17 protein-coding genes are annotated in these 20,495 nt (G+C 67.6%); 10 read left to right on the forward strand and 7 right to left on the reverse strand.

Translation table 11 applies throughout. The features are described from left to right. Positions 1 to 68: 68 nt before the first annotated feature. The 7 genes from LA521A_RS07260 to LA521A_RS07290 all read right to left on the reverse strand — a co-directional run bounded on the left by LA521A_RS07260 (position 69) and on the right by LA521A_RS07290 (position 6,178). Positions 69 to 785 (reverse strand): fimbrial biogenesis chaperone, encoded by a 717-nt coding sequence (locus tag LA521A_RS07260; protein WP_281781629.1) that lies wholly within the window; start codon positions 783 to 785, stop codon positions 69 to 71. 15 nt (positions 786 to 800) lie between these two features. Beyond that, complete coding sequence (locus LA521A_RS07265; protein WP_281781630.1) at positions 801 to 1,358, reverse strand: Csu type fimbrial protein; 558 nt, start codon at positions 1,356 to 1,358, stop codon at positions 801 to 803. Positions 1,359 to 1,386: 28 nt separating this feature from the next. Next, the gene (locus tag LA521A_RS07270; RefSeq protein ID WP_281781631.1) at positions 1,387 to 1,893 is read right to left on the reverse strand and encodes a Csu type fimbrial protein; all 507 of its coding nucleotides are present in this window, start codon (positions 1,891 to 1,893) and stop codon (positions 1,387 to 1,389) included. A 54-nt stretch (positions 1,894 to 1,947) separates the two neighbouring features. Continuing rightward, positions 1,948 to 2,160, reverse strand: a complete 213-nt coding sequence (locus tag LA521A_RS07275; protein WP_281781632.1) for a hypothetical protein — start codon at positions 2,158 to 2,160, stop codon at positions 1,948 to 1,950. Positions 2,161 to 2,422: 262 nt separating this feature from the next. Then, positions 2,423 to 4,105, reverse strand: a complete 1,683-nt coding sequence (locus LA521A_RS07280; RefSeq protein ID WP_281781633.1) for a pseudouridine synthase — start codon at positions 4,103 to 4,105, stop codon at positions 2,423 to 2,425. Next, complete coding sequence (gene scpB, locus LA521A_RS07285) at positions 4,098 to 5,153, reverse strand: SMC-Scp complex subunit ScpB (RefSeq protein ID WP_281781634.1); 1,056 nt, start codon at positions 5,151 to 5,153, stop codon at positions 4,098 to 4,100. The genes LA521A_RS07280 and scpB overlap by 8 nt, the downstream gene beginning before the upstream one ends. A gap of 110 nt (positions 5,154 to 5,263) precedes the next feature. Next, a complete protein-coding gene (locus LA521A_RS07290) occupies positions 5,264 to 6,178 on the reverse strand; it encodes a segregation and condensation protein A (protein ID WP_281781635.1) in 915 nt (304 codons plus the stop codon). A 410-nt stretch (positions 6,179 to 6,588) separates the two neighbouring features. Between LA521A_RS07290 and LA521A_RS07295 the strand changes: the two genes are divergently transcribed. The 10 genes from LA521A_RS07295 to LA521A_RS07340 all read left to right on the forward strand — a co-directional run bounded on the left by LA521A_RS07295 (position 6,589) and on the right by LA521A_RS07340 (position 20,488). Beyond that, on the forward strand, positions 6,589 to 6,888 hold the full coding sequence (locus LA521A_RS07295) for a YciI family protein (RefSeq protein WP_281781636.1): 300 nt from the start codon (positions 6,589 to 6,591) through the stop codon (positions 6,886 to 6,888). Further along, a complete protein-coding gene (locus tag LA521A_RS07300) occupies positions 6,885 to 7,169 on the forward strand; it encodes a BolA family protein (protein ID WP_281781637.1) in 285 nt (94 codons plus the stop codon). The genes LA521A_RS07295 and LA521A_RS07300 overlap by 4 nt, the downstream gene beginning before the upstream one ends. A 169-nt stretch (positions 7,170 to 7,338) precedes the next feature. Further along, positions 7,339 to 8,373: a LacI family DNA-binding transcriptional regulator gene (locus LA521A_RS07305; protein ID WP_281781638.1), complete on the forward strand. Its 1,035-nt coding sequence runs from the start codon at positions 7,339 to 7,341 to the stop codon at positions 8,371 to 8,373. 90 nt (positions 8,374 to 8,463) lie between these two features. Beyond that, entirely contained in the window at positions 8,464 to 11,448 is a 2,985-nt protein-coding gene (locus LA521A_RS07310) for a TonB-dependent receptor (protein ID WP_281781639.1), read from the forward strand. Between the two features lie 107 nt (positions 11,449 to 11,555). Then, a complete protein-coding gene (locus LA521A_RS07315; RefSeq protein ID WP_281781640.1) occupies positions 11,556 to 13,187 on the forward strand; it encodes a glucoamylase family protein in 1,632 nt (543 codons plus the stop codon). A 23-nt stretch (positions 13,188 to 13,210) separates the two neighbouring features. Further along, the gene (locus LA521A_RS07320; RefSeq protein ID WP_281781641.1) at positions 13,211 to 14,476 is read left to right on the forward strand and encodes a sugar ABC transporter substrate-binding protein; all 1,266 of its coding nucleotides are present in this window, start codon (positions 13,211 to 13,213) and stop codon (positions 14,474 to 14,476) included. Then, on the forward strand, positions 14,473 to 15,372 hold the full coding sequence (locus LA521A_RS07325; protein WP_281781642.1) for a carbohydrate ABC transporter permease: 900 nt from the start codon (positions 14,473 to 14,475) through the stop codon (positions 15,370 to 15,372). The genes LA521A_RS07320 and LA521A_RS07325 overlap by 4 nt, the downstream gene beginning before the upstream one ends. After that, complete coding sequence (locus LA521A_RS07330) at positions 15,369 to 16,190, forward strand: carbohydrate ABC transporter permease (RefSeq protein ID WP_281781643.1); 822 nt, start codon at positions 15,369 to 15,371, stop codon at positions 16,188 to 16,190. Before LA521A_RS07325 ends, LA521A_RS07330 begins: the two co-directional genes overlap by 4 nt. A 2-nt stretch (positions 16,191 to 16,192) precedes the next feature. Continuing rightward, positions 16,193 to 19,375 (forward strand): discoidin domain-containing protein, encoded by a 3,183-nt coding sequence (locus LA521A_RS07335; RefSeq protein WP_281781644.1) that lies wholly within the window; start codon positions 16,193 to 16,195, stop codon positions 19,373 to 19,375. 156 nt (positions 19,376 to 19,531) lie between these two features. Further along, positions 19,532 to 20,488, forward strand: coding sequence for a GAF domain-containing protein (locus LA521A_RS07340; protein ID WP_281781645.1), 957 nt, complete (start codon positions 19,532 to 19,534; stop codon positions 20,486 to 20,488). The last annotated feature ends 7 nt before the right edge of the window (positions 20,489 to 20,495 follow it).

Here is a 20,495-nt window from a genome sequence, read left to right on the forward strand (position 1 = left end):
GCGCCCCCTTCATGCGACTCCCTGCGCCGTGGGCCGGCGCGTGGCCGGTGCGACGCGGTGGTCGGGGTTCAGAGGTCGACGTTGAGCGGCTGGCCGTTGACGTTCGCATGCACGCGCACGGGGCGTCCGCCCGCGGCGGCGTTCGACGGGACCGCGAGCGTCCACTGCATCGTGCCGCCGGACAGCACGTAGCCGAGCAGTCCCGGCTGCACCGGCGTGATGGCGCCGCCCTGGTGTTCGACGGACACGTCCGCCAGCTGCACGTGCGCCTCGCTGGGGTTGTGCGCCTTGAGCGACAGCGCGCTGCCCGTCGCCTGCGCGGTGACGTTCACGGTGCCCGACGGCATCGTGGCCTTGGGCAGCACGAACACCGGCACCGAATAGCGCATCTGCACCGCCACGCCGGTCTTGGGCGCCTTCGCCGGATCGACGATCTCATCGATCACCAGCCGGTACGCCTCCTCGGCGGTCGCGTCGGTCTTGTCCACGCGCACGACGCGGATCGACTGCGTCTGCTTCGGCGCCAGCGCGGTCATCGGCGGACTCACCACCACCTTCTGCGTGGCGTTCAACGAGTCCTTTCCGCCGGCCTGGTCCCAGGCGAACACACGCACCTGCGCGTTGATCGGATCCTCTCCTTCGTTGGTGATCGTCAACACGCCGGTCGCCTTACCGGGCCCGAGCGTGATCGTCGTGGGCATGACGTGGATCGAAGCCGCCAGGGCCACGCCGCTGACGGCGAGTGCGATCGCGAGCAGGGCAGGGAAGGACCGTCCGGACTTCATGGCACACCTCGCTTGTCAGTAGGTGATGGTTGCGGTGATCGTGCTGGTGTAGGTGCCGGGCGCCTTGGTGGTCTGCATGGCGAAGATGCGTCCGTAGACCGTGTAGCTCTGGTTGCTGCCCGTGCCCGTCCCACCGGTGGTGTCGGTGCCCGCGGTGGTTCCCCAGATCTGCGTGTAGCCCGAGTCGCGATACAGCGAGTAGGTCATGTTGCCGCCCGGGCCGCTGAGGTTGCGCACGTTCACCGTGGACCCGGCGACCGAGCCCGCATCGAGCGCGACCGTGTACGCCGTGCCCGGCGTGCACAGGACCACCAGCGTCGCCGTGCCGTAGTACGCGACGTTCTGCACGCCGACCGTGCCGAAGTCGAGGTTGGGCGCGCTGACGATCGAGCAGTCGCTCACCAGCTGGGCGGTCACGTTGAAGTTCGCCGTGCGCGTGGCGGCGTGCGTCGGCTTGCCGAGCGCGAGGCATGCGCCTGCCAGCGCCATGGCCAGCCTCATCGCGATCAGGCTGGCGCGCACGCGCGCCGTGCGTGGCGGCGCATGAAGGCCGAGTCGATCCTCGCGCTTCATCGGGTCTCCTTCCCGCGAGCCGTCGCGTTCAGTAGGTGATGGTCGCGGTTACGGTGCTGGTGTAGCTGCCTATCGCGGGAGCGGTCTGCGTCGGCAGGCGCGCATAGATCGTGTAGGCGTTGTTGCTTCCGTTGCCGGTTCCGCCCTGGGTGTCGGTGCCGGGCGTGTTGCCCCAGTTCTGCGTGCGCGCGGCGTCGCGGAACAGCTGGTATTTCAGCGAACCGCCGCCGGCACTGCCCATGCGCCGGTCGGTGATGGTGGAGCCCGCGCCGGTGCCCGCGTTGAGGGACACGGTGTATGACGTGCCCGGCGTGCAGGCGACGGTGAGCGTGGCGATGGTGTCGAGGTCATTGCTCAGGACGCCGACCGAACCGAAGTCGACGTTGGTGATGCTGATGATGGTGCAGTCGCTGACCATCGTCGCCAGTACCTGGAAATTGGCGGATTTGGTCGCGGCGTTCGACGGGATGGAGGCGAAGGACAGCACGACGGCGCCTGCGAGCAGCGCGGAGCGGAGCAGCGGTTGCGGGGACATCTCGGTTTCTCCTGCCGAGGGAACGAAGCGCCATGCCACGCGGCTGCGCGGCGATCAGAACGAAACGAGTGCAAGAAGATGGGAAGCGCCGGATCGCGCGTCTCGTGTGTCGGGCAGCAAGTCGTCCACCACGCGCACCTCGCAGGCGGCGACGACATCGGCGGTGACACTCAGCGCCGCGGTGCGCGAGGCGCCGGATGCAGGCAGGACGACGCCGGCGAGCACGAACCCGCATGCTGCGATCGTCGAGCTGCGCTTGCGATTCATCGTCCATGGCCTGCCGGTGTCGCGGCGTCCCGGCATGCGGTGCGGCGTCCGCATGTGGTCGCCGTCACCGAGGCGTCACATGGTCGTCCCGCCAGCGTTCGGGGCCAGTGAAATGTGTGCCGTTTCCAATGCGCGGCGACGGACGGTATCGACCACGCGCAATGCGACACAGCGCCGTCGCCCATGCAGGCGCCGGAAGTTTCCCGCACCCAAAAAGAAACAGGGCGCCGAAGCGCCCTGTTGGATGTTGCACCGCGATGGATCAGCCGCGCGGACCGCGACCACCGCCGGGGCGACCGCCGCCGCGCGGACCGCCCGGACGTGGGCCGGCCGGACGTGCGCCGCCGGGACGACCGCCCGGACGATTGCCCGCCGGGCCGTTGCCGCCCGGTCGGTTGCCGGCCGGGCGCGGACCGCCCGGACGTGCGCCGCCGGGGCGCTGGCCGCCCGGGCTGCGCGGCTTGTCGCCGTACGGGTTGAAGCTGCCGGGATTGGCGTGGTCGGACGGGAAGCTCGGCGCATTGCCCGGATGCCCGTACGGACGCGGGCTGCGCTGGCCCTGGCCGCCGCTGCGCTGACCGCCGCCGCCACTGCGTTCGCCGCCGAAGCCGCCACCGCCGCTGCGCTCGCCACCGAAGCCGCCGCCGTACGCGCCACCGCGCTCGCCGCCGAAGCCGCCGCGGTTGCCGCCGCCGCCACCGCCCGGACGCGGACCCTTGCCGCCCTGCGGCTTGCGCGGACCGCGCGCGCCGTCGGGGTTGCGATGGCCGCTCGGACCGGTGGTCACGCCATCGGGCACGTACCAGGTGCGGAACGCCGCCGGATTGCCTTCCGGCAAGGGCTTGGGACCCTTTTCCTTGCGCTGCTTGAACGGCTTGTTGCCGGCCTTCGCCGCGGCTTCGCCACTGACCGTCAGGCCGCCGTGCTTGCGCGGACCGCCGCGACCGCGACCACCGCGATCCTCGCGCACGTGGTCGAAGCGGCGCAGTTCGCGGCCTTCGTCGGCGGTGTTGTGGCCGCCCACGTAACCGTGCGAGCGCGCCTTGCCGGTCAGGTCGATCGTCGCCTTGGTCGCCTTGCGCTGGCCGATCACCGGCTGCAGCGTCAGCGCCGACGGCGTGCCGTCTTCCAGGCCGAGCTTGCCGCGCAGCGATTCCACCGCGTCGGACGGCAGCTCACGCGACTGGCCGCGCAGCAGTTCGCGCGGCAGCGCGACCTCGCCGTAGCGGATGCGCTTGAGGCGGCTCACCTGGCAGCCCTGCGATTCCCACAGGCGGCGCACTTCGCGGTTGCGGCCTTCCTTCACCACGACGCGGAACCAGTCGTGCGAATCGGTGCCGCCGATGCGTTCGATTTCCTCGAACTTCGCCGGGCCGTCTTCCAGCGCGACGCCGCGCGCGAGGCGGTCGACGATGTTGTCCGGCACCACGTCCTCGCCTTCCGGCGCGCGCACGCGGCAGACGTATTCGCGCTCGACTTCGAACGACGGATGCATCAGCGCATTGGCCAGCTCGCCGTCGGTGGTGAGCAGCAGCAGGCCGGTGGTGTTGATGTCGAGGCGGCCGATCGCGATCCAGCGGGCGCCCTTCAACGCGGGCAGGGCCTCGAACACCGTCGGACGGCCTTCGGGGTCTTCGCGCGTGGTCACTTCGCCTTCGGGCTTGTTGTACATCAGCACGCGCGAGGGATCGGTCAGCGCGCTGGCGACGAACTGGCGCCCGTCGAGCTCGATGCGGTCGCCGCTCTTGACGCTCACGCCGATCTGCGCGGTCTCGCCGTTGACCTTCACCAGGCCGTCGGCGATGCGCTGTTCCAGCGCGCGTCGCGAACCCAGACCGGCCTGCGCGAGCACCTTGTGCAGGCGTTCTTCCAGGCGCGGGGCCTCGGTGGCGGCCGGATCGGCAGCGCGTTTGAGGGTGAGCTTGCGGCTCTTTTCTTCAGTCATTTTTGTGTTGCTCCGACTCGGCCGTCTCGGCTTCGTCATCGGTGGGAACGGTCGTCGTCTCGACGGCGTTGTCTTGCTCGTGATCGTTCTCGTCCGCCGCGCGCTCTCCCGGCGCGGCTTCGGGCTCGCCCTGCAGGGCGTATTCGTTTTCGTCGAGGTCGAGGTCGGCGACCTCGGCGTCGATGGTGTCGGGGGTGTCGCTGCCGATCGCTTCGTCGGCGGCGGTCACATCGGCGTCGGCTCCGGTTTCGTCCGAAGCGGCGTCGTCATTCGCGCCGGCAACGTTTTCGGCCGTCGCGGTTTCGAGGTCGGTTTCAGCCTCGGGCTGGTCGCCCTGCGGCGCGCCGGTCTCGTTTGAGGCGTCCGCTTCCGATCCGCCATCGGCTTCGTTCGCCGCCGCGTCATCCGCACCGCTGCCGTCCGCGTCGGCATCGGATGCCTCTGCGTTGGGGGCGCCATCGCCGACGCCCGCGGCGATCGGTGCCGGCGTGCCTTCGAACTGCAGTTGCGGCTCCAGCTCGCCGATGTCCTTCAGCTCCGACAGCGGCGGCAGTTCGTCCAGGCGCTTGAGGCCGAAGTAGTCGAGGAAGACCTTCGTCGTGCCGAACAGCGCCGGCTTGCCGGGCACGTCGCGATGGCCGACGACGCGGATCCATTCGCGCTCTTCCAGCGCCTTGATGATGTTGCTGTTGACCGCCACGCCGCGGACCTGCTCGATCTCGCCGCGCGTGATCGGCTGGCGATAGGCGATCAGCGCCAGCGTTTCCAGCGTGGCGCGCGTGTAGCGCGTCTGGCGCTCGGTCCACAGGCGCGCGACCCACGGGTGCACGTCGGCCTTCACCTGGAAGCGGAAGCCGGACGACACCTCGACCAGCTCCACGCCGCGGTCCTCGCAACCGGCGCGAAGCGTTTCCAGCGCCTGTTCGACGCTGTCCGGCGGGGCCGGCTGGTCCTCGGGGAACAGCGCGTGCAGCTGCGCCAGCGTCAGCGGCTGGTTCGCGGCCAGCAGCGCGGCCTCGACGATGCGGGTGATCAGTTGTTGGTCCATGGATCGATCGGTTTCCAGCCTTGGGGCGTCAATCCCGCACGCGCGGGAATCGGGTGCCTTTGGAACGGTTGAGACCGTCCCCGCCTGCGCGGGGGAGACGACGGGCGTCGTCAGCCATCGTTGGCCGCCGGCTCGTCGAACTCGCTGCTCAGTTCGATCTCTTCCCCGTCCTTGAGCAGCGCGAGCGACTTGACGTAGATCGGTGCGAACGGTGCTTCCTGCACGATCTCCACCAGTTGTTCCTTGGCCAGCGTGAGCATGCCCAGGAACGTCACCACGATGCCGAGCTTGCCTTCCTCGGCAGTAAACAACGTCTCGAAGCGGTAGAAGCTGCCGTCCTTCAAGCGCTCAAGCAGCTCGCCCATGCGCTGGCGGACGCTGAGCGCATCGCGCTTGATCGCATGCTGGGTGAACAGCTCGGCGCGCTTGAGCACGTCGTGCAGGGCCAGCAGCATTTCCTTCAGGTCCACCGGCGGCGGCAGTCGCACCGACGCGCGGTCCGGGACGAACGCCTGCACCGGCGCGGTATCGCGGTCCTGGCGGGGCAGGGCGTCGATATCCTCGGCGGCCTTCTTGAAGCGCTCGTACTCCTGCAGGCGGCGGACCAGCTCGGCACGCGGATCCTCTTCCTCGCCCACCTCGTTGACCGCGCGCGGCAGCAGCATGCGCGACTTGATCTCGGCCAGCATCGCGGCCATGACCAGGTAGTCGGCGGCCAGCTCGAAGCGCATCTCGTGCATGGCCTGGATGTAGTCGACGTACTGGCGGGTGATGTCCGCCACCGGAATGTCGAGGATGTCCAGGTTCTGCCGGCGGATCAGGTACAGCAGCAGGTCGAGCGGGCCTTCGAACGCCTCGAGGATGACCTCCAGCGCGTCCGGCGGGATGTACAGGTCCTGCGGGATCTGCAGCACGGGCTGGCCATGGACCACCGCCAGCGGCATTTCCTGCTGCTGTGGCGCGGTGGAGGCCGGGGCGGCCACGGGTTGCGGATCGCTCGCGTCGGCTGCGCGTTCTTCGGTCATTCGGAGCCGGCCCCTCCGGGCCGTCGGCACTGCTATCGCTCAGGCTGGCGGTCGACGGACCACCGTGGATGCAACGGACTTGCTGGGACGAACCTGCCGGGACCTGCCCGGTCGGGTTGGAAACTTCCCTTCAGGAATCTTCCCTTGGATCGGAACGCCGGGCCCGGCCCGGACGATCAACGCCGGCGCGTCACGCGGGGGCGTGGCGGGCGATGAAGTCTCGGGCGAGGCCGTCGGGGGCAGCGACGCACTGGGTGCGTGCGAGGCGACGGTGTGGGGAGCCGGTCGCGTCGGGCCGCTGCAGCCGGCCTTGTGAAGGCAAGGGTACGGCCTCGTCCGGGCCGTGTCCAGCCGCGGGGCGACTACAATTCAGCCCGGTTATCCCCGGTATGGAAGGACGCACGACAAGCATGTGGTACGTGATCGAAGGTTATGACGGCAACGACGTCCTCGCGCAGCGCATGGCGGCGCGCCCCGACCACCTGGCGCGCCTGGTCGCGCTGCGCGACGCCGGGCGCCTGCTGCTCGCCGGTCCGTGCCCGGCGATCGACGCCGAAGACCCGGGTCCGGCCGGCTTCACCGGCAGCGTGGTGATCGCCGAATTCGAATCGCTCGACGCCGCGCGCGCCTGGGCCGATGCGGATCCGTACGTCGTCGCCGGCGTCTACCAGCGCGTGGAGGTCCGGCCGTTCCGCAAGGTGCTGCCGTGAGCCTCCCGCGCGAGCAGCGCGTCGCGGCGATCCGCTCCGCGCTCGAGGCGGCGCTCGCACCGGTTTGGCTGGAGATCGAGGACGAAAGCCATCGCCACGCCGGTCACGCCGGCGCGGCCGATGGGCGAGGGCACTTCCGGGTCGACGTGGTCAGCGAGGCGTTCGCGGGCCTGGGCCCGATCGCCCGCCATCGCGCGATCTACGCCGCGCTGGGCGAGCTGATGACCACGGACATCCACGCGCTCTCGATCAAGGCGCGCACCCCGGGCGAAGCGGGATAAGCGACGCTCACCCGGTGCGTGACGTGTCGCGCTGCAGCATCCCCGCTGCCGGTTGCCTGCACGAAGGACGAAGAAGCCGACGTTTACCGCAGTCGCGTAACACCAGCTTTACACTTGAAATTGGAAACGTTTACAGTCCGCGCGCATTGTCCGCAGAGGCCCTGACAGCGTGCCGAGCGTAACCATCAAAGACGTCGCCCGCGTCGCGCAGGTCTCCGTGGCCACCGTCTCGCGCGCATTGAACGGCCACGGCAACGTGGCCGAAGACGTACGCAACCGCGTCCTCGCCGCCGCGCAGGAGCTGCGCTACACGCCGCATGCGGCCGCGCGCAGCCTCTCAAGCCGCCGCACCCAGACGCTCGGCGTCGTGCTGCCGGACCTGCACGGCGAATTCTTTTCCGAATTGATGCGCGGCATCGACCAGGTCGCCCGCGCGAAACGGCTGCACCTGCTGGTTTCGAGCTACCACGGCAATCCGGACGAGCAGGGCGCCGCGCTGCGTGCGATGCGCGGTCGCGTCGACGGCCTGCTGGTGTTGTCGCCCTTCGCCGAGATACCGACGCTGCTGGGCGAACACCTCGACCCCGCGCTGCCGACCGTGCTGATCAACAGCCAGTCCGGCCTGGACGGCACCGCCGTGCTTCGCGTGGACAACCACGGCGGCGCGGTGGCGATGGTCGAACACCTGGTCGAATGCGGCCACCGCAGGATCGCCTTCATCGCCGGCCCTGCCGACAATTTCGATGCGCACGAACGCCTTCGCGGTTATCGCGATGCGCTCGCGCGCCTGCTTCCCGGCACGCCCGAATGGGTCGTGCAGGGCGACTTCGACGAAGCATCGGGCCATCGCGCCGGTCACGAACTGCTCGGCGCCGCGCAACGTCCCGATGCCGTCTTCGCCGCGAACGACATGATGGCGCTGGGATGCCTGTTCGCGTTCGCGCACGAAGGCGTTCGCGTGCCCGCCGAGATCGCCGTTGCGGGCTTCGATGACATCCCGCTTGCACGCTACGTGCACCCGGCCCTCACGACCATTCGCGTCAACATCGCCGAACTCGGCGCTCGCGCGGCGCGTTTGCTGATCTCGCAAATCGCCGGCGAAGCGGCCGCAGAGCCGTCAACGTCGCCTTCCGGCGTGCTGGCGACCGAGCTGATCGTGCGCGAGTCGGGCGGCACCCGCACGCCACCTCCGCCTTCTGCGTGATACCCGTGCCCCGGGGCGTCACGGTTCCTTGTGTCTGTTCGCTGTAAACGATTCCACGTGGTTCGACATGCTTTTGGAGAGAGGAAGCATATGAATTCGAGGTTCCCCCGCTCGAGACATCCGTCGCGCCGGCTGCTTGCCTGCGCCCTTGCCAGCTGCCTTGCCGTCGCCGCCCCCGCGGTGATGGCGCAAAGTACTTCGGCGACCATCCGCGGCCAGATCACGGTCGATTCGGCGCCTGCCACCGAAGCCCAGGTCACCGCCACCAATACCGCCACCGGCCTGACCCGGAAGGTCCAGGCCACCAACGGCACCTACAACCTCGGCGGCCTGCTGCCGGGTACGTACCGCATCGACGCGGTCGCGAACGGCCAGGCGACCACCCGGACGGTGACGCTGCAGGTCGGCCAGACGGCCACCATCGATCTGTCCGCCGGCGGACTGCCGGAAACCGCGGCCGCGGGCGACGCGACCACGGTCGATGCCGTCACCGTTACCAGCGAAGTCGTGGCGGAAACCAAGACGTCCGAGATCGCCACCTACGTCACCAACAAGCAGATCGAGTCGCTGCCGCAGGGCACGCGCAACTTCCTCGCCTTCGCCGACCTGGCGCCGGGCGTGGCGTTCGAAACCGGCAACGAAGGCTCCACGCGCATCAAGTCGGGCGCGCAGAACGCCAACGGCATCAACGTCTACATCGACGGCGTCGGCCAGAAGGATTACGTGTTGCGCGGCGGCATCAGCGGCCAGGATTCCAGCCGCGGCAATCCGTTCCCGCAGTCGGCGATCGGCGAATACAAGGTCATCACCCAGAACTACAAGGCCGAGTACGACCAGCTGAGCAGCGCGGCGATCGTCGCCACCACGCGCTCGGGCACCAACAACTTCGAAGGCAGCTTCTTCTGGGACTACACCTCGACCGACTGGCGTACGCCGACCGTGTTCGAGGAGCGCGCCGACGAGAAGGTGCAGACCAAGGAAGAGCAGTACGGCGCCACCTTCGGCGGTCCGATCCTGCGCGATCGCGCGCACTTCTTCCTGTCGTACGAAGCCAAGGAATACGAGTCGCCCCGCACGCTCACGCCAGGTCGCGGCTATTCCATCGACGAGCTGCCCGACTTCCTGCAGGCCGAAGCGGGCTCCGGCCTGTTCAACGCGCCGTTCAAGGAAAACCTGTACTTCGGCAAGGTCGACTGGCTGATCGGTGAAAACCACTACTTCGAGTTCAGCGGCAAATACCGCGACGAGGAAGAGCTGACCAACACCGGCGGGCAGAACCTGCCCAGCTATGCGACCAACAAGCTCAACGAGGAAACGCGCGCGGACCTGCGTTACCAGTACACCAACGGCGCGTGGCTAAACGATTTCCACCTGACGTACGAAGACTCGACGTTCAATCCGAGCCCGTACACCAGCGGTATCGCGTACATCCTCAGCAACCGCAGCGACAACGGAAACGCGGATTTCAACAACGTCATCGTGCGCAGCGGCGGCGGTTCGGATTTCCAAGACAAGGGCCAGAAGGGCTGGGGCCTCCAGAACGACCTGACGTTCACCGGCTTCCAGGGCCACACGTTGAAGATGGGCGTGAAGTTCAAGGACGTCGACGTCGACGCGACCGAACGCCAGCCGTACTACCCGCAGTTCACGTACGACGTCGGCACCAGCCTGGTGCAGCCGATCCACGTCAAGTTCGGCACCGCGCTGCCGGGCGTTGGCGACGGTTCGGCCTCGTCGGCGAACAAGCAGTACGGCATCTACTTCCAGGACGACTGGGAGGTCAACGAGAACCTGATCCTCAACCTCGGCCTGCGCTACGACTACGAGAAGAGCCCGACGTACCTGGATTACGTCACGCCGGCCGACGTCGCCGCCGCGCTGCGTGGTTCGAGCGCGATCAACAACCCGAACTCGGGCATCAACGTCGAGAACTACATCAGCAACGGCAACAACCGCAAATCCTTCAAGGATGGCTGGCAGCCGCGCCTGGGCTTCTCGTACGACCTGTTCGCCAACCAGGAACACGTGATCTACGGCGGCGCCGGCCGTGCGTACGACCGCAACCTGTTCGACTGGCTGCAGCTGGAAATCACCAAGTCGACGTTCCCGACGACCGACATCGATTTCCGCCTCGCCGATGGCTCGTGCCCGCGTCCGCTGCCGGCCCCGGGCACGCCGTGCATCGACTGGAACGCGTCGTACTTCGATCCGGCCGTGCTGGCGACGCTCGCCTCGCAGGATGGCCTCGGGCGCGAAGTCTTCATGCTCGACAACAACCTGAAGACGCCGTACTCCGACCAGTTCAGCCTCGGCATGCGCAACCAGGTCGGCGAATGGCTCACCGACGTCACGATCTCGCGCGTGCAGAGCAAGGACGGGTTCGTGTTCCTGCTCGGCAATCGCCTGCCGGATGGCTCGTTCTTCCGCCCCGGCTTCAGCTGGGGACCGCCGTGGGGCCAGGGCTTCGCGCCGTTCGGCAACCTGATCCTGGGCACCAATGGCCTGGAGACCAAGACCAACGCGCTGTATCTGAAGGCCGAGAAGCCTTACACGGCCGAATCGGGCTGGAGCGTCACCGTCGCCTACACCTACCTCGATGCGCGCGAACAACGCGAGTCGCCGGAAGTCTTCTCGCTGGACTATCCGACCGTGCAGGCGCTGGGCTGGCATGACGCAGAAGTGCCCGAGCATCGCCTCGTCGCCACCGGCATCTACGACGGCCCGTGGAACACGACGCTGTCGGCCAAGCTGACGCTGACCTCGCAGCCGCCGCGCTACTTCGTCAACTGCGTGGCCGTCGACCAGCCGGACAACTGCTTCATCGACCAGTACAAGCCCGATGGCACGTACGGGTACAAGCAGTTCGACATCGCGGCGATGAAGGAATTCGACACGGGTGCAGGCTTCCGGATGTGGGCCCGCGCCGACATCCTGAACGTGTTCGACTGGGCCAACTACAACAGCTACCAGGATTACCCGGGTGGCTTCAATTCGCCCAACCCCGAATTCGGCATCCCGCTCGCACAGGCCCTGCCAACCCGTACCTTCAAACTCTCGCTAGGCTTCAACTTCTGACCCGGGCCGCCGGCCGCCTACCTCGTCGGGGCGGTCGGCGGTTTCGTGGTGCGGCCTTCGCCGGCCGGAAACCAAAGGCGACCCTCATTCGACAAGATGGCGTGGTGATGTTCGATTCGATACGACGCAGTGTGGGGACTGCATCGCTGGTGGCGGTGCTCGTGTTCATTTCGGGGTGCAAGCAGGAAGGGCCGGCGTCCACGGCGTACCCGATCGCGTCCGCGCCGCCGGTCGAGGTGGAGCCGTTGAAACCGACCAAGCTCGAACTGCCGCCGCTGTTCCGCGACGTCGAAAAGCGCACGTTCCAGTTCTTCTGGGACACCACGAACGAAGTGAACGGGTTGACGCCCGACCGCTATCCCTCGCGGCCGTTCGCGTCCATCGCGTCGGTCGGCTTCGCGCTGACCGCATACCCGATCGGCATCGAGAACGGCTGGGTGAGCCGCCGCCAGGCGGTGGATCGCACGCTCACCACGCTGAAGTTCTTCCGCGACCTCCCCTCCGGCCCGCAGGCCGAAGGCAAGGGCGCCTACAACGGCTTCTACTACCACTTCCTCGACATGGACACCGGCGCCCGGTTCCAGAGCTGGGTGGAGCTTTCCAGCGTCGACACCGCGCTGCTGATGATGGGCGTGCTGTTCGCGCAGAGTTATTACGATCGCGACGATCCGCGCGAGAAGGAAATCCGCGATCTGGCCGACACGCTCTACAAGCGCGTCGACTGGCCGTGGCTGCAGCGCAACGCGCCGCTGATTTCGATGGGCTGGTTCCCGGAAAGCGGCTTCATCCAGCACGACTGGACCGGCTACAACGAAGCGATGATGCTCTACATCCTCGCGATGGGTTCGCCGACGCATCCGGTCGCGCCGGAGTCGTGGTCGGTGTGGACGCGCACGTACAACGATTCGTGGGGCGTGTACCAGGGCGAGGAATACCTGTCGTTCGGCCCGCTGTTCGGCCACCAGTACAGCCACGTCTGGATCGATTTCCGCGGCATCCAGGACGACTACATGCGCGAGCGCGGCATCGACTACTTCGAGAACAGCCGCCGCGCGGCGTATGCGCACCGTGCGTACGCCATCGCCAATCCGATGAAGTGGAAGGACTACGGCCCGGAAGTGTGGGGCCTCACCGCGAGCGACGGCCCGCAGCAGACGCTGCAGGAGTTCCGCGGCGAACAGCGCCAGTTCCGCCATTACTCCGCGCGCGGCGCCGGCCTGCGCGACACCTTCGACGACGGCACCATCGCGCCGACCGCGGCCATCGCATCCCTGCCGTTCGCGCCGGAAATCGTGATTCCGTCGACCGTCGCCATGCACGAGCGCTACGGCGAATACCTGTACTCCAGCTACGGGTTCCTCGATTCGTTCAACCGCAGCTTCGACTTCGACATCCCGCTCAAGACCGGCCGCCTGGTGCCGGGCGAAGGCTGGGTCGCGAGCGACTACATCGGCATCGACCAGGGCCCGATCCTGGCGATGATCAGCAACTACCGCAACGAGTTCGTCTGGAACGTGATGAAGCGGAACAAGTACATCCGCGACGGATTGCAGAAGGCGGGCTTCAAGGGCGGCTGGCTGGAACCGGTGAAGGAAGGCGAGGCCGCGCCCACGCAACCCAAGCCGCAGACGAAGGCCGAGAAGGACGCGGCGACGGCGCGCGCGCTGGGCGAGGCGGAGTCGCGGGTGAACCGCGCTTCGCAGACGCCGCAGCCGACGCAGGAGCCAAAAACAAAGTGAGCCGGCGGCGCACCATCGTCGCGATGACGGTTCTCGCCGTTGTCGCGCTGCTGTCCGCGTGCGGCGGCGAGCGCGATGAACGCACCGTCGTGCGCTTCTGGGCGATGGGCTTCGAAGGCGAGATGGTGCGCCAGCTCATCCCCGATTTCGAACGCGCCAATCCCGGTATCCGCGTCGAAGTGCAACAACTGCCGGTCACCGCCGCGCACGAGAAACTGCTGACCGCCTTCGCCGGCGACGGCCTGCCGGACGTGTGCGGCCTGGGCAACACGTGGCTGGCGGAGTTCGTCGAGCTGGACGCGGTGACGCCGCTGGAACCGTTCCTCGCACGTACGCCCTCGATGCCGGCGAGCGATTATTTCGGCGGCTCGTGGGACACCGGCGTCATCGGCGGACATGTGTATGCGGTGCCGTGGTACGTCGAAACGCGCCTGCCGTTCTACCGGAAGGACATCCTCGAAGCCGCCGGCGTGAAGCAGGTGCCGCGCACGTGGCAGGAATGGAACGACGCGATGGCTGCGGTGAAGCGCCATGTCGGGCCGGATCGTTTCGCCATCCACCTGCCGCTCAACGAATACGAGCCGCTGCTCAACCTCGCCATCCAGCAACCCGATCCGCTGCTGCGCGACGACGGCCGCTACGGAAACTTCCGCAGCCCGGGGTTCAAGCGCACGCTCACCTTCTACAACGACATCTTCCAGCGCAAATGGGCGCCGGCGTTCGCGAACACGCAGATCGCCAACGTCTGGAACGAGTTCGGCCGCGGCTTCTTCACCTTCTACGTCAACGGGCCCTGGAACATCGCCGAGTTCCGCAAGCGCCTGCCACCGGAACTGGAAGGCAGGTGGGGCACGATGCCGCTGCCCGGTCCCGACGGCCCCGGCGCGTCGGTCGCCGGCGGCGCGAGCTTCGTGGTGTTCAAGCAGTCCAAGCAGCAGGACGCTGCGTGGAAGCTCGTCGCGTTCCTGTCCGACCCGCAGGTGCAGGTGCGTTTCCACGCGCTCACCGGCAACCTGCCGCCGCGCCGCAGCGCGTGGGAAAGCAGCCAGGCGCTGGCGAGCGATCCCTACACGCTGCCGTTCCGCGAGCAGCTCGAACGCGCCAAACCCGCGCCGAAAGTGCCCGAGTGGGAGCGCATCGCGCAGGAGCTGCGCATCGTCGGCGAGCAGATGGTCGCCGGTCGCTACACCGTCGATGAAGCCGCCGCCGAACTCGATCGCCGCGCCGATGCCATCCTCGAAAAACGCCGCTGGATGCTGGAGCAGCACGCCGCCGGAGGTTCGCCATGATTGCGACGCGCCGCGTGTCCGCCTCCACCGCCGGCTGGATGTTCGCCGCGCCCGCGCTCACGGTGATCGGCGTGTTCTTCGGCCTGCCGGTGTTGGCGGCGTTCGCGCTGAGCCTGACGGACTTCGACATCTACTCGCTCGCCGACATCTCGAACCTGCGCTTCGTCGGTCTGCACAACTACGCGACGCTGCTGCAGGACCCGCTGTTCTGGAAGGCGCTGGGCAACACGATGTACTTCGTCGTGGTCGGTGTCCCGCTGTCGATCACCGTCTCGCTCGGCGCCGCGCTGCTGCTGCATTCGAAGGCCGCGCGCTTCAAGCCGTTCTTCCGGACCGCGTACTTCGCGCCGGTGGTGACGACGGTGGTCGCTGTCGCGGTGATCTGGCGCTACCTGTTCCACACGCGCTACGGCCTGGTGAACTGGGGCCTGACCTCGCTGGGCCTGCCCGCCGTCGACTGGCTCGGCGATCCGACGTGGGCGATGCCGACGATCATCCTGTTCGCGGTGTGGAAGAACTTCGGCTACAACATGATCATCTTCATCGCCGGACTGCAGTCGATTCCCGAAGACCTCTACGAGGCCGCGCGCATCGACGGTGCGACGCCCGCGCAGCAGTTCTGGAACGTCACCTTGCCGCAGCTGGGCCCGGTGCTGCTGATGGTCTCCATCCTCACCTTGTCCGGGTATTTCCAGCTGTTCGCGGAGCCTTACGTGATCACGCAGGGTGGGCCGCTGCAGAGCACCGTGAGCGTGCTTTACCTGATGTACGAGGAAGGCTTCAAGTGGTGGAACCTCGGTAATGCGTCCGCCGTGGCGTTCCTGCTGTTCGCGCTGATGTCGGTCGCCACCAGCGGCCTGCTGTGGTTCGCGCGCCGACGTGGAGCGGAAGCATGAGCCCGCGCCTGGCCCGCGCCATCGTCAACGGGCTGATGATCGCGCTGGCGGTGGTGAGCCTCGCGCCGCTGCTGTGGATGCTGTCGGTGTCGTTCATGCAGCCGGGCGAAGCGGCGCATTTCCCGCCGCCGCTGCTGCCCGCCGCACCGACGCTGCACAACTACCATGAGCTGTTCGCGCGCGCCGGCATGGGACGCTACCTGCTCAACAGCGCGATGATCGCCACCGCCGCGACGCTCATCGCGCTGATGCTCAACACGATGGCCGGCTATGCGTTCGCCAAGCTGAAGTTCGCCGGCCGCGAGCGCGTGTTCCGCCTGCTGCTGGGCGCGCTGATCATCCCGGCGCAGGTCACGATGATGCCGCTGTTCCTGATGCTCAAGCAGATGGGGCTGGTGAACACCTACGCCGGCGCGATCGTGCCGCTGATGGCGAGCGTGTTCGGCATTTTCCTCGTGCGCCAGTACGCGCGTTCGATTCCCGATGAACTGCTGGAAGCCGCCCGCATCGACGGCGCGAGCGAGACGCGGATCTTCTTCCAGATCGTGCTACCGGTGCTCAAGCCGATCCTCGTGACGCTGGCGATCTTCGTCTTTCTCGGCGCGTGGAACGACTTCATGTGGCCGCTGATCGTGCTGAGCGATTCCGGGCACTTCACGCTGCCGGTGGCGTTGGCATCGCTGTCGCGCGAGCACGTGCAGGACAACGAGATGATGATGGCCGGATCGGTGGTGACGGTGTTGCCGGTGCTGATCCTGTTCCTGGCGCTGCAGCGTTATTACCTGCAGGGCCTGCTGGTCGGGAGCGTGAAAGGGTGAGGATGGCACGTCGGTTTGCATGGGCGTTCGCGCTGGTTCCGGTGACGGCGTGGGCGCAGGGAGTGGGCGAAGTGCGTGTGCTGGACGATTTCGAATCGACCACGCCGTGGCAGGTCGTGACCTCCGACCAGGTCACCGGCACGCTGCGCAAGGTGCCCGGCGCCGACGGCCAGGCCGTCTGCCTGGACTACGATTTCAACGGCGTTTCCGGTTACGCCGGTTTGCAGCGCGAATTGCTGATCGACTATCCGGACAACTACGCGTTCTCATTCCAGCTGCGTGGCGATTCGCCGCGCAACGACCTGCAATTCAAGGTCGTCGACGACAGCGGCGACAACGTGTGGTGGGTCAACAAGCCGCGCTACGAGTTCCCGAAGAACTGGACGCCCGTCGTCTACAAGCAGCGCCATATCAGCCGCGCATGGGGCCCCGCGCCGGATCCCACGCTGCGCCGCAGCCGGAAGATCGAATTCACGATCTACAACAGCGCCGGCGGCAAGGGCTCGGTGTGTTTCGACCAGCTCACGTTCCGCAAGCTGCCGCCGCAGGATGATTCGCCTCTGACGGGCGACGCGAGCGCAACGGTCGAAAGCGGAAACGGTCCCGCGCGTAACGCCATCGACGGCGATGCCACGACCGCATGGCGCGCCGCGCCTGGCGCGGCGACGGCGCCGCAGTTCACGCTCGACCTGCGCAAGCCGCGCGAGTTCGGCGGACTCGTGCTCGACTGGCTGCCGCGCGAACACGCCAGCGATTACCGCATCGAGTTGTCCGACGATGGCGCGCAATGGCGCGTCGCGCGCGAAGTGAGTGGAAGCAATGGCGGTCGCGATCACATCGCATTGCCCGAGTCCGAAGCGCGCTTCGTCCGGTTGACCGCAACGAAGGCGCCGGCGCAGCGCATCGCGCTGGCGAACTTCCAGGTGATGCCGCTCGCGTTCGCGGCGACCCCCAACGATTTCGTCCGCTCTGTCGCGAAGGATGCACCGCGTGGCCGTTGGCCGCGCGGGTTCTTCGGCGAGCAGCCGTACTGGACGATTCTCGGAATTGACGGTGGCGTCGAGCAGGGGTTGATCGGTGAGGATGGTGCGGTCGAAGTGGGCAAGGGCGCCTTCAGCATCGAGCCGTTCGTGGTGAGCGACGGCACGCTGGTGACCTGGGCCGACGTGAAGATCACGCAGTCGCTGCAGGACGGTTACCTGCCGATTCCGTCGGTCCACTGGAAGCACGCGGACTTCGCGCTGGACACCACGGCGTTCGCACATGGCACGCGCGACGATTCGCATCTCACCGCCCGCTACGTGCTGCGCAACACGAGCGATCGTCCGCGCCGCTACGTCCTCGCGCTAGCCGCGCGGCCGATGCAGGTGAATCCGCCGACGCAGTTCCTGAGCACCGTCGGCGGTGTCAGCCAGATCGGTTCGATCAACGCGAAACCGGACGCGATCGCGGTCGCCGGCCGCTTCCCCGTGCGCGCCACGGCATCCGATGCCGCCTTCGTGAGTCGGTTCGACGAAGGCGAAGTGGTGCAGCGACTGGCCCGCGCAAACTGGAAAGCGTTCTGCGCGCAAGGTTGCGAACGCAAGGCGTTCGGTCCCGTGGAAAGCCAGGTCGATGACGTGACCGGCCTCGCGTCCGGCGCGCTGCTGTACTCGGTGGAGCTTGCGCCCGGGCAATCCCGGGAGTTCGACTGGAGCGTGCGATTGACCGGTCGCGACGAGGCGGAGCCGAAGCGCATCGATGCGGCGAAAGCGCAGGCCGCCACTGCGGCGCTGTGGCGCGACAAGCTCGACCGCGTACAGCTTCGCGTGCCGGAACAGGGCCAGCACGTGGTCGACACGTTGCGCACCGCGCTGGCGCACATGCTGATCAGCCGCATCGGGCCGCGCCTGCAGCCGGGTACGCGGTCGTACTCGCGCGCGTGGATCCGCGACGGCGCGATGATCGGCGAAGGCCTGCTGCGCATGGGCCGCGAGGACGTCGCCACCGAATTCCTGCGCTGGTATGCGCCGTACCAGTTCGACAACGGCAAGGTGCCGTGCTGCGTGGACGATCGCGGCAGCGATCCGGTGCCGGAGAACGACAGCCACGGCGAGCTGATCTTCACCATCGCGCAGGTGTACCGCTTCAACCGCGATCGCGAGTTGCTCGACGCGATGTGGCCGCATGTAGTCGGCGCGTTCGACTACATGGAGAAGCTGCGCCTGAGCGAACGCACCGAAGCGAACCGCGCACGCAATCCGGCGTTCTACGGAATGATGCCGGCGTCGATCAGCCACGAAGGCTATTCGGCCAAGCCGATGCATTCGTACTGGGACAACTTCTGGGCGCTGCGCGGTTACAAGGATGCGGTGGAAATCGCGCAGTGGCTCGGCAAGGACGCGGATGCCAAGCGCTTTGCCGCCTCGCGCGACCAGTTCCGCGACGACCTGTATGCCTCGCTTCGCAGCGCCACGCAGCAGCACGGCATCGATTTCCTGCCGGGCGCGGCAGAACTGGGCGATTTCGATGCGACGTCCACGACGATCGCGCTCGCACCGGGCGGCGAACAGGGGCTGCTGCCGAAGGACCTGCTCGACAACACCTTCGAGCGTTACTGGCGCGAGTTCGTGTCGCGTCGCGACGGCGCGCGCGAATGGAAGGACTACACGCCGTACGAGCTGCGCACCATCGGCACGTTCGTTCGCCTGGGCTGGCGCGATCGCGCGCACGAGGCGCTGGCGTTCTTCTTCGCCGACCAGCAGCCGCGTACCTGGAACCAGTGGGCCGAGGTCGTCTCGCGCACGCCGCGCAAGCCGTTCTTCGTCGGCGACCTGCCGCATGCGTGGGTCGGTTCGGATTACGTGCGGTCGGCGCTGGACCTGTTCGCGTATTCGCGCGACCTGGACGATGCGCTGGTTGTCGCCGCGGGCATCCCGGCGGACTGGCTGGCGGGCGAGGGCGTGAGCGTGGCGAACCTGCGCACGCAGTACGGGCCGGTGGGGTATTCGCTGAAGGAGCGCGACGGGCGCATGCTGTTCACGTTGTCGCCCGATACGAAATTGCCGCCCGGCGGCGTGGTGCTGACGTGGCCGTATGCGTCCGCGCCCGGCGCGACGCGAATCGACGGGAAGATCGCCCGTTGGATGAATGGCGAGCTGAAGATCGCGCGGGCCGGGGCGAAGGTGGACGTGGAGCTGCGCTGAGCGTCCATTCATAGCCCGGGCAAGCGAAGCGTAGTTGGTGCCTTGATGGGGCGTCGTCCCGCTTCGCTTCCCCGGGTTACGGACGCGGTGAACATTGACGCGCTCTGGACCGCCCCTGCGGCAACGTTCGAACCTCCGCAGCAGGAAAACGCGGCCTTGGCCCGTACCCCGCATCGCGTCATCCCCGCCGTCGAAAGCGCGCGCCAGCACGCGCTGGACCGGTACCACGTCGTCGATACACCCAGCGAATCGGTCTACGACGACCTGGTGCGCATCGCCGCGCACCTGTGCGATGCGCCCATCGCGCTGTTGTCGCTGATCGATCGCGACCGCCAGTGGTTCAAGGCGCGCCTGGGCCTGGCCGAACACGAAACGCCGCGCAACGTCGCGGTCTGCGCGCACGCGATCCTGGAGCCGGGCGAGTTGATGGAGGTGCCCGACCTCGCCCGCGATCCGCGCTTTGCGATGTTCCCGATCGTCATCGGCGAGGTGCGCGCGCGCTTCTACGCGAGCATGCCGCTCACCACCGCGGACGGGCAGGCGATCGGCACGCTCTGCGTCGTCGATCGCCAGCCGCGCACGCTCGAGCCGGCCCAGCGCGACTGGCTGGAATCGCTCGGTCGTGTCGCCATGGGTTTGCTGGACGGCCACGCGCGGCGCTACCAGGACGAGGTGCGCGTCGCGCTGACGACGCGTCGCGAGCCCGAGCCGGCGCCGGTACCCGTGGCGAAGGAGAACTTCCGCATCGCGATCCTCGAAGTGCAACGCTACGCGGCGCTGGTCGAACGCGACGGCGAGCGGACGGTCGAGAAGACCTTGCAGGCGCTGGAATCGCGCTTCGAAAGCTGCCTGGATCTCGCCGCCGGCGATCGCGTGAACCGCGTCAGCGACAGCGCCGAGTTCGTCGCCGTGCTGACGGGCGACGCGGGCGAAGCGCGCCTGGGCGCGCTGCGCGAGGTGGCGTCCGAATCGGCGCAGGGCGGGTTGTCGGTACTGGTCGGCAGCGCGGTGTCGGCGCATGGCGAGGAGGCGCTCGGCGCAGTGTTCCTTCGCGCCGAGGCGGATCTGAGTCGTCGGAAGGATGAAGCAGGGGCTGCCGCTCCAACCGCCTGACCAATGC

Source organism: Lysobacter auxotrophicus, from assembly GCF_027924565.1.
GTDB lineage: Bacteria > Pseudomonadota > Gammaproteobacteria > Xanthomonadales > Xanthomonadaceae > Lysobacter_J > Lysobacter_J auxotrophicus.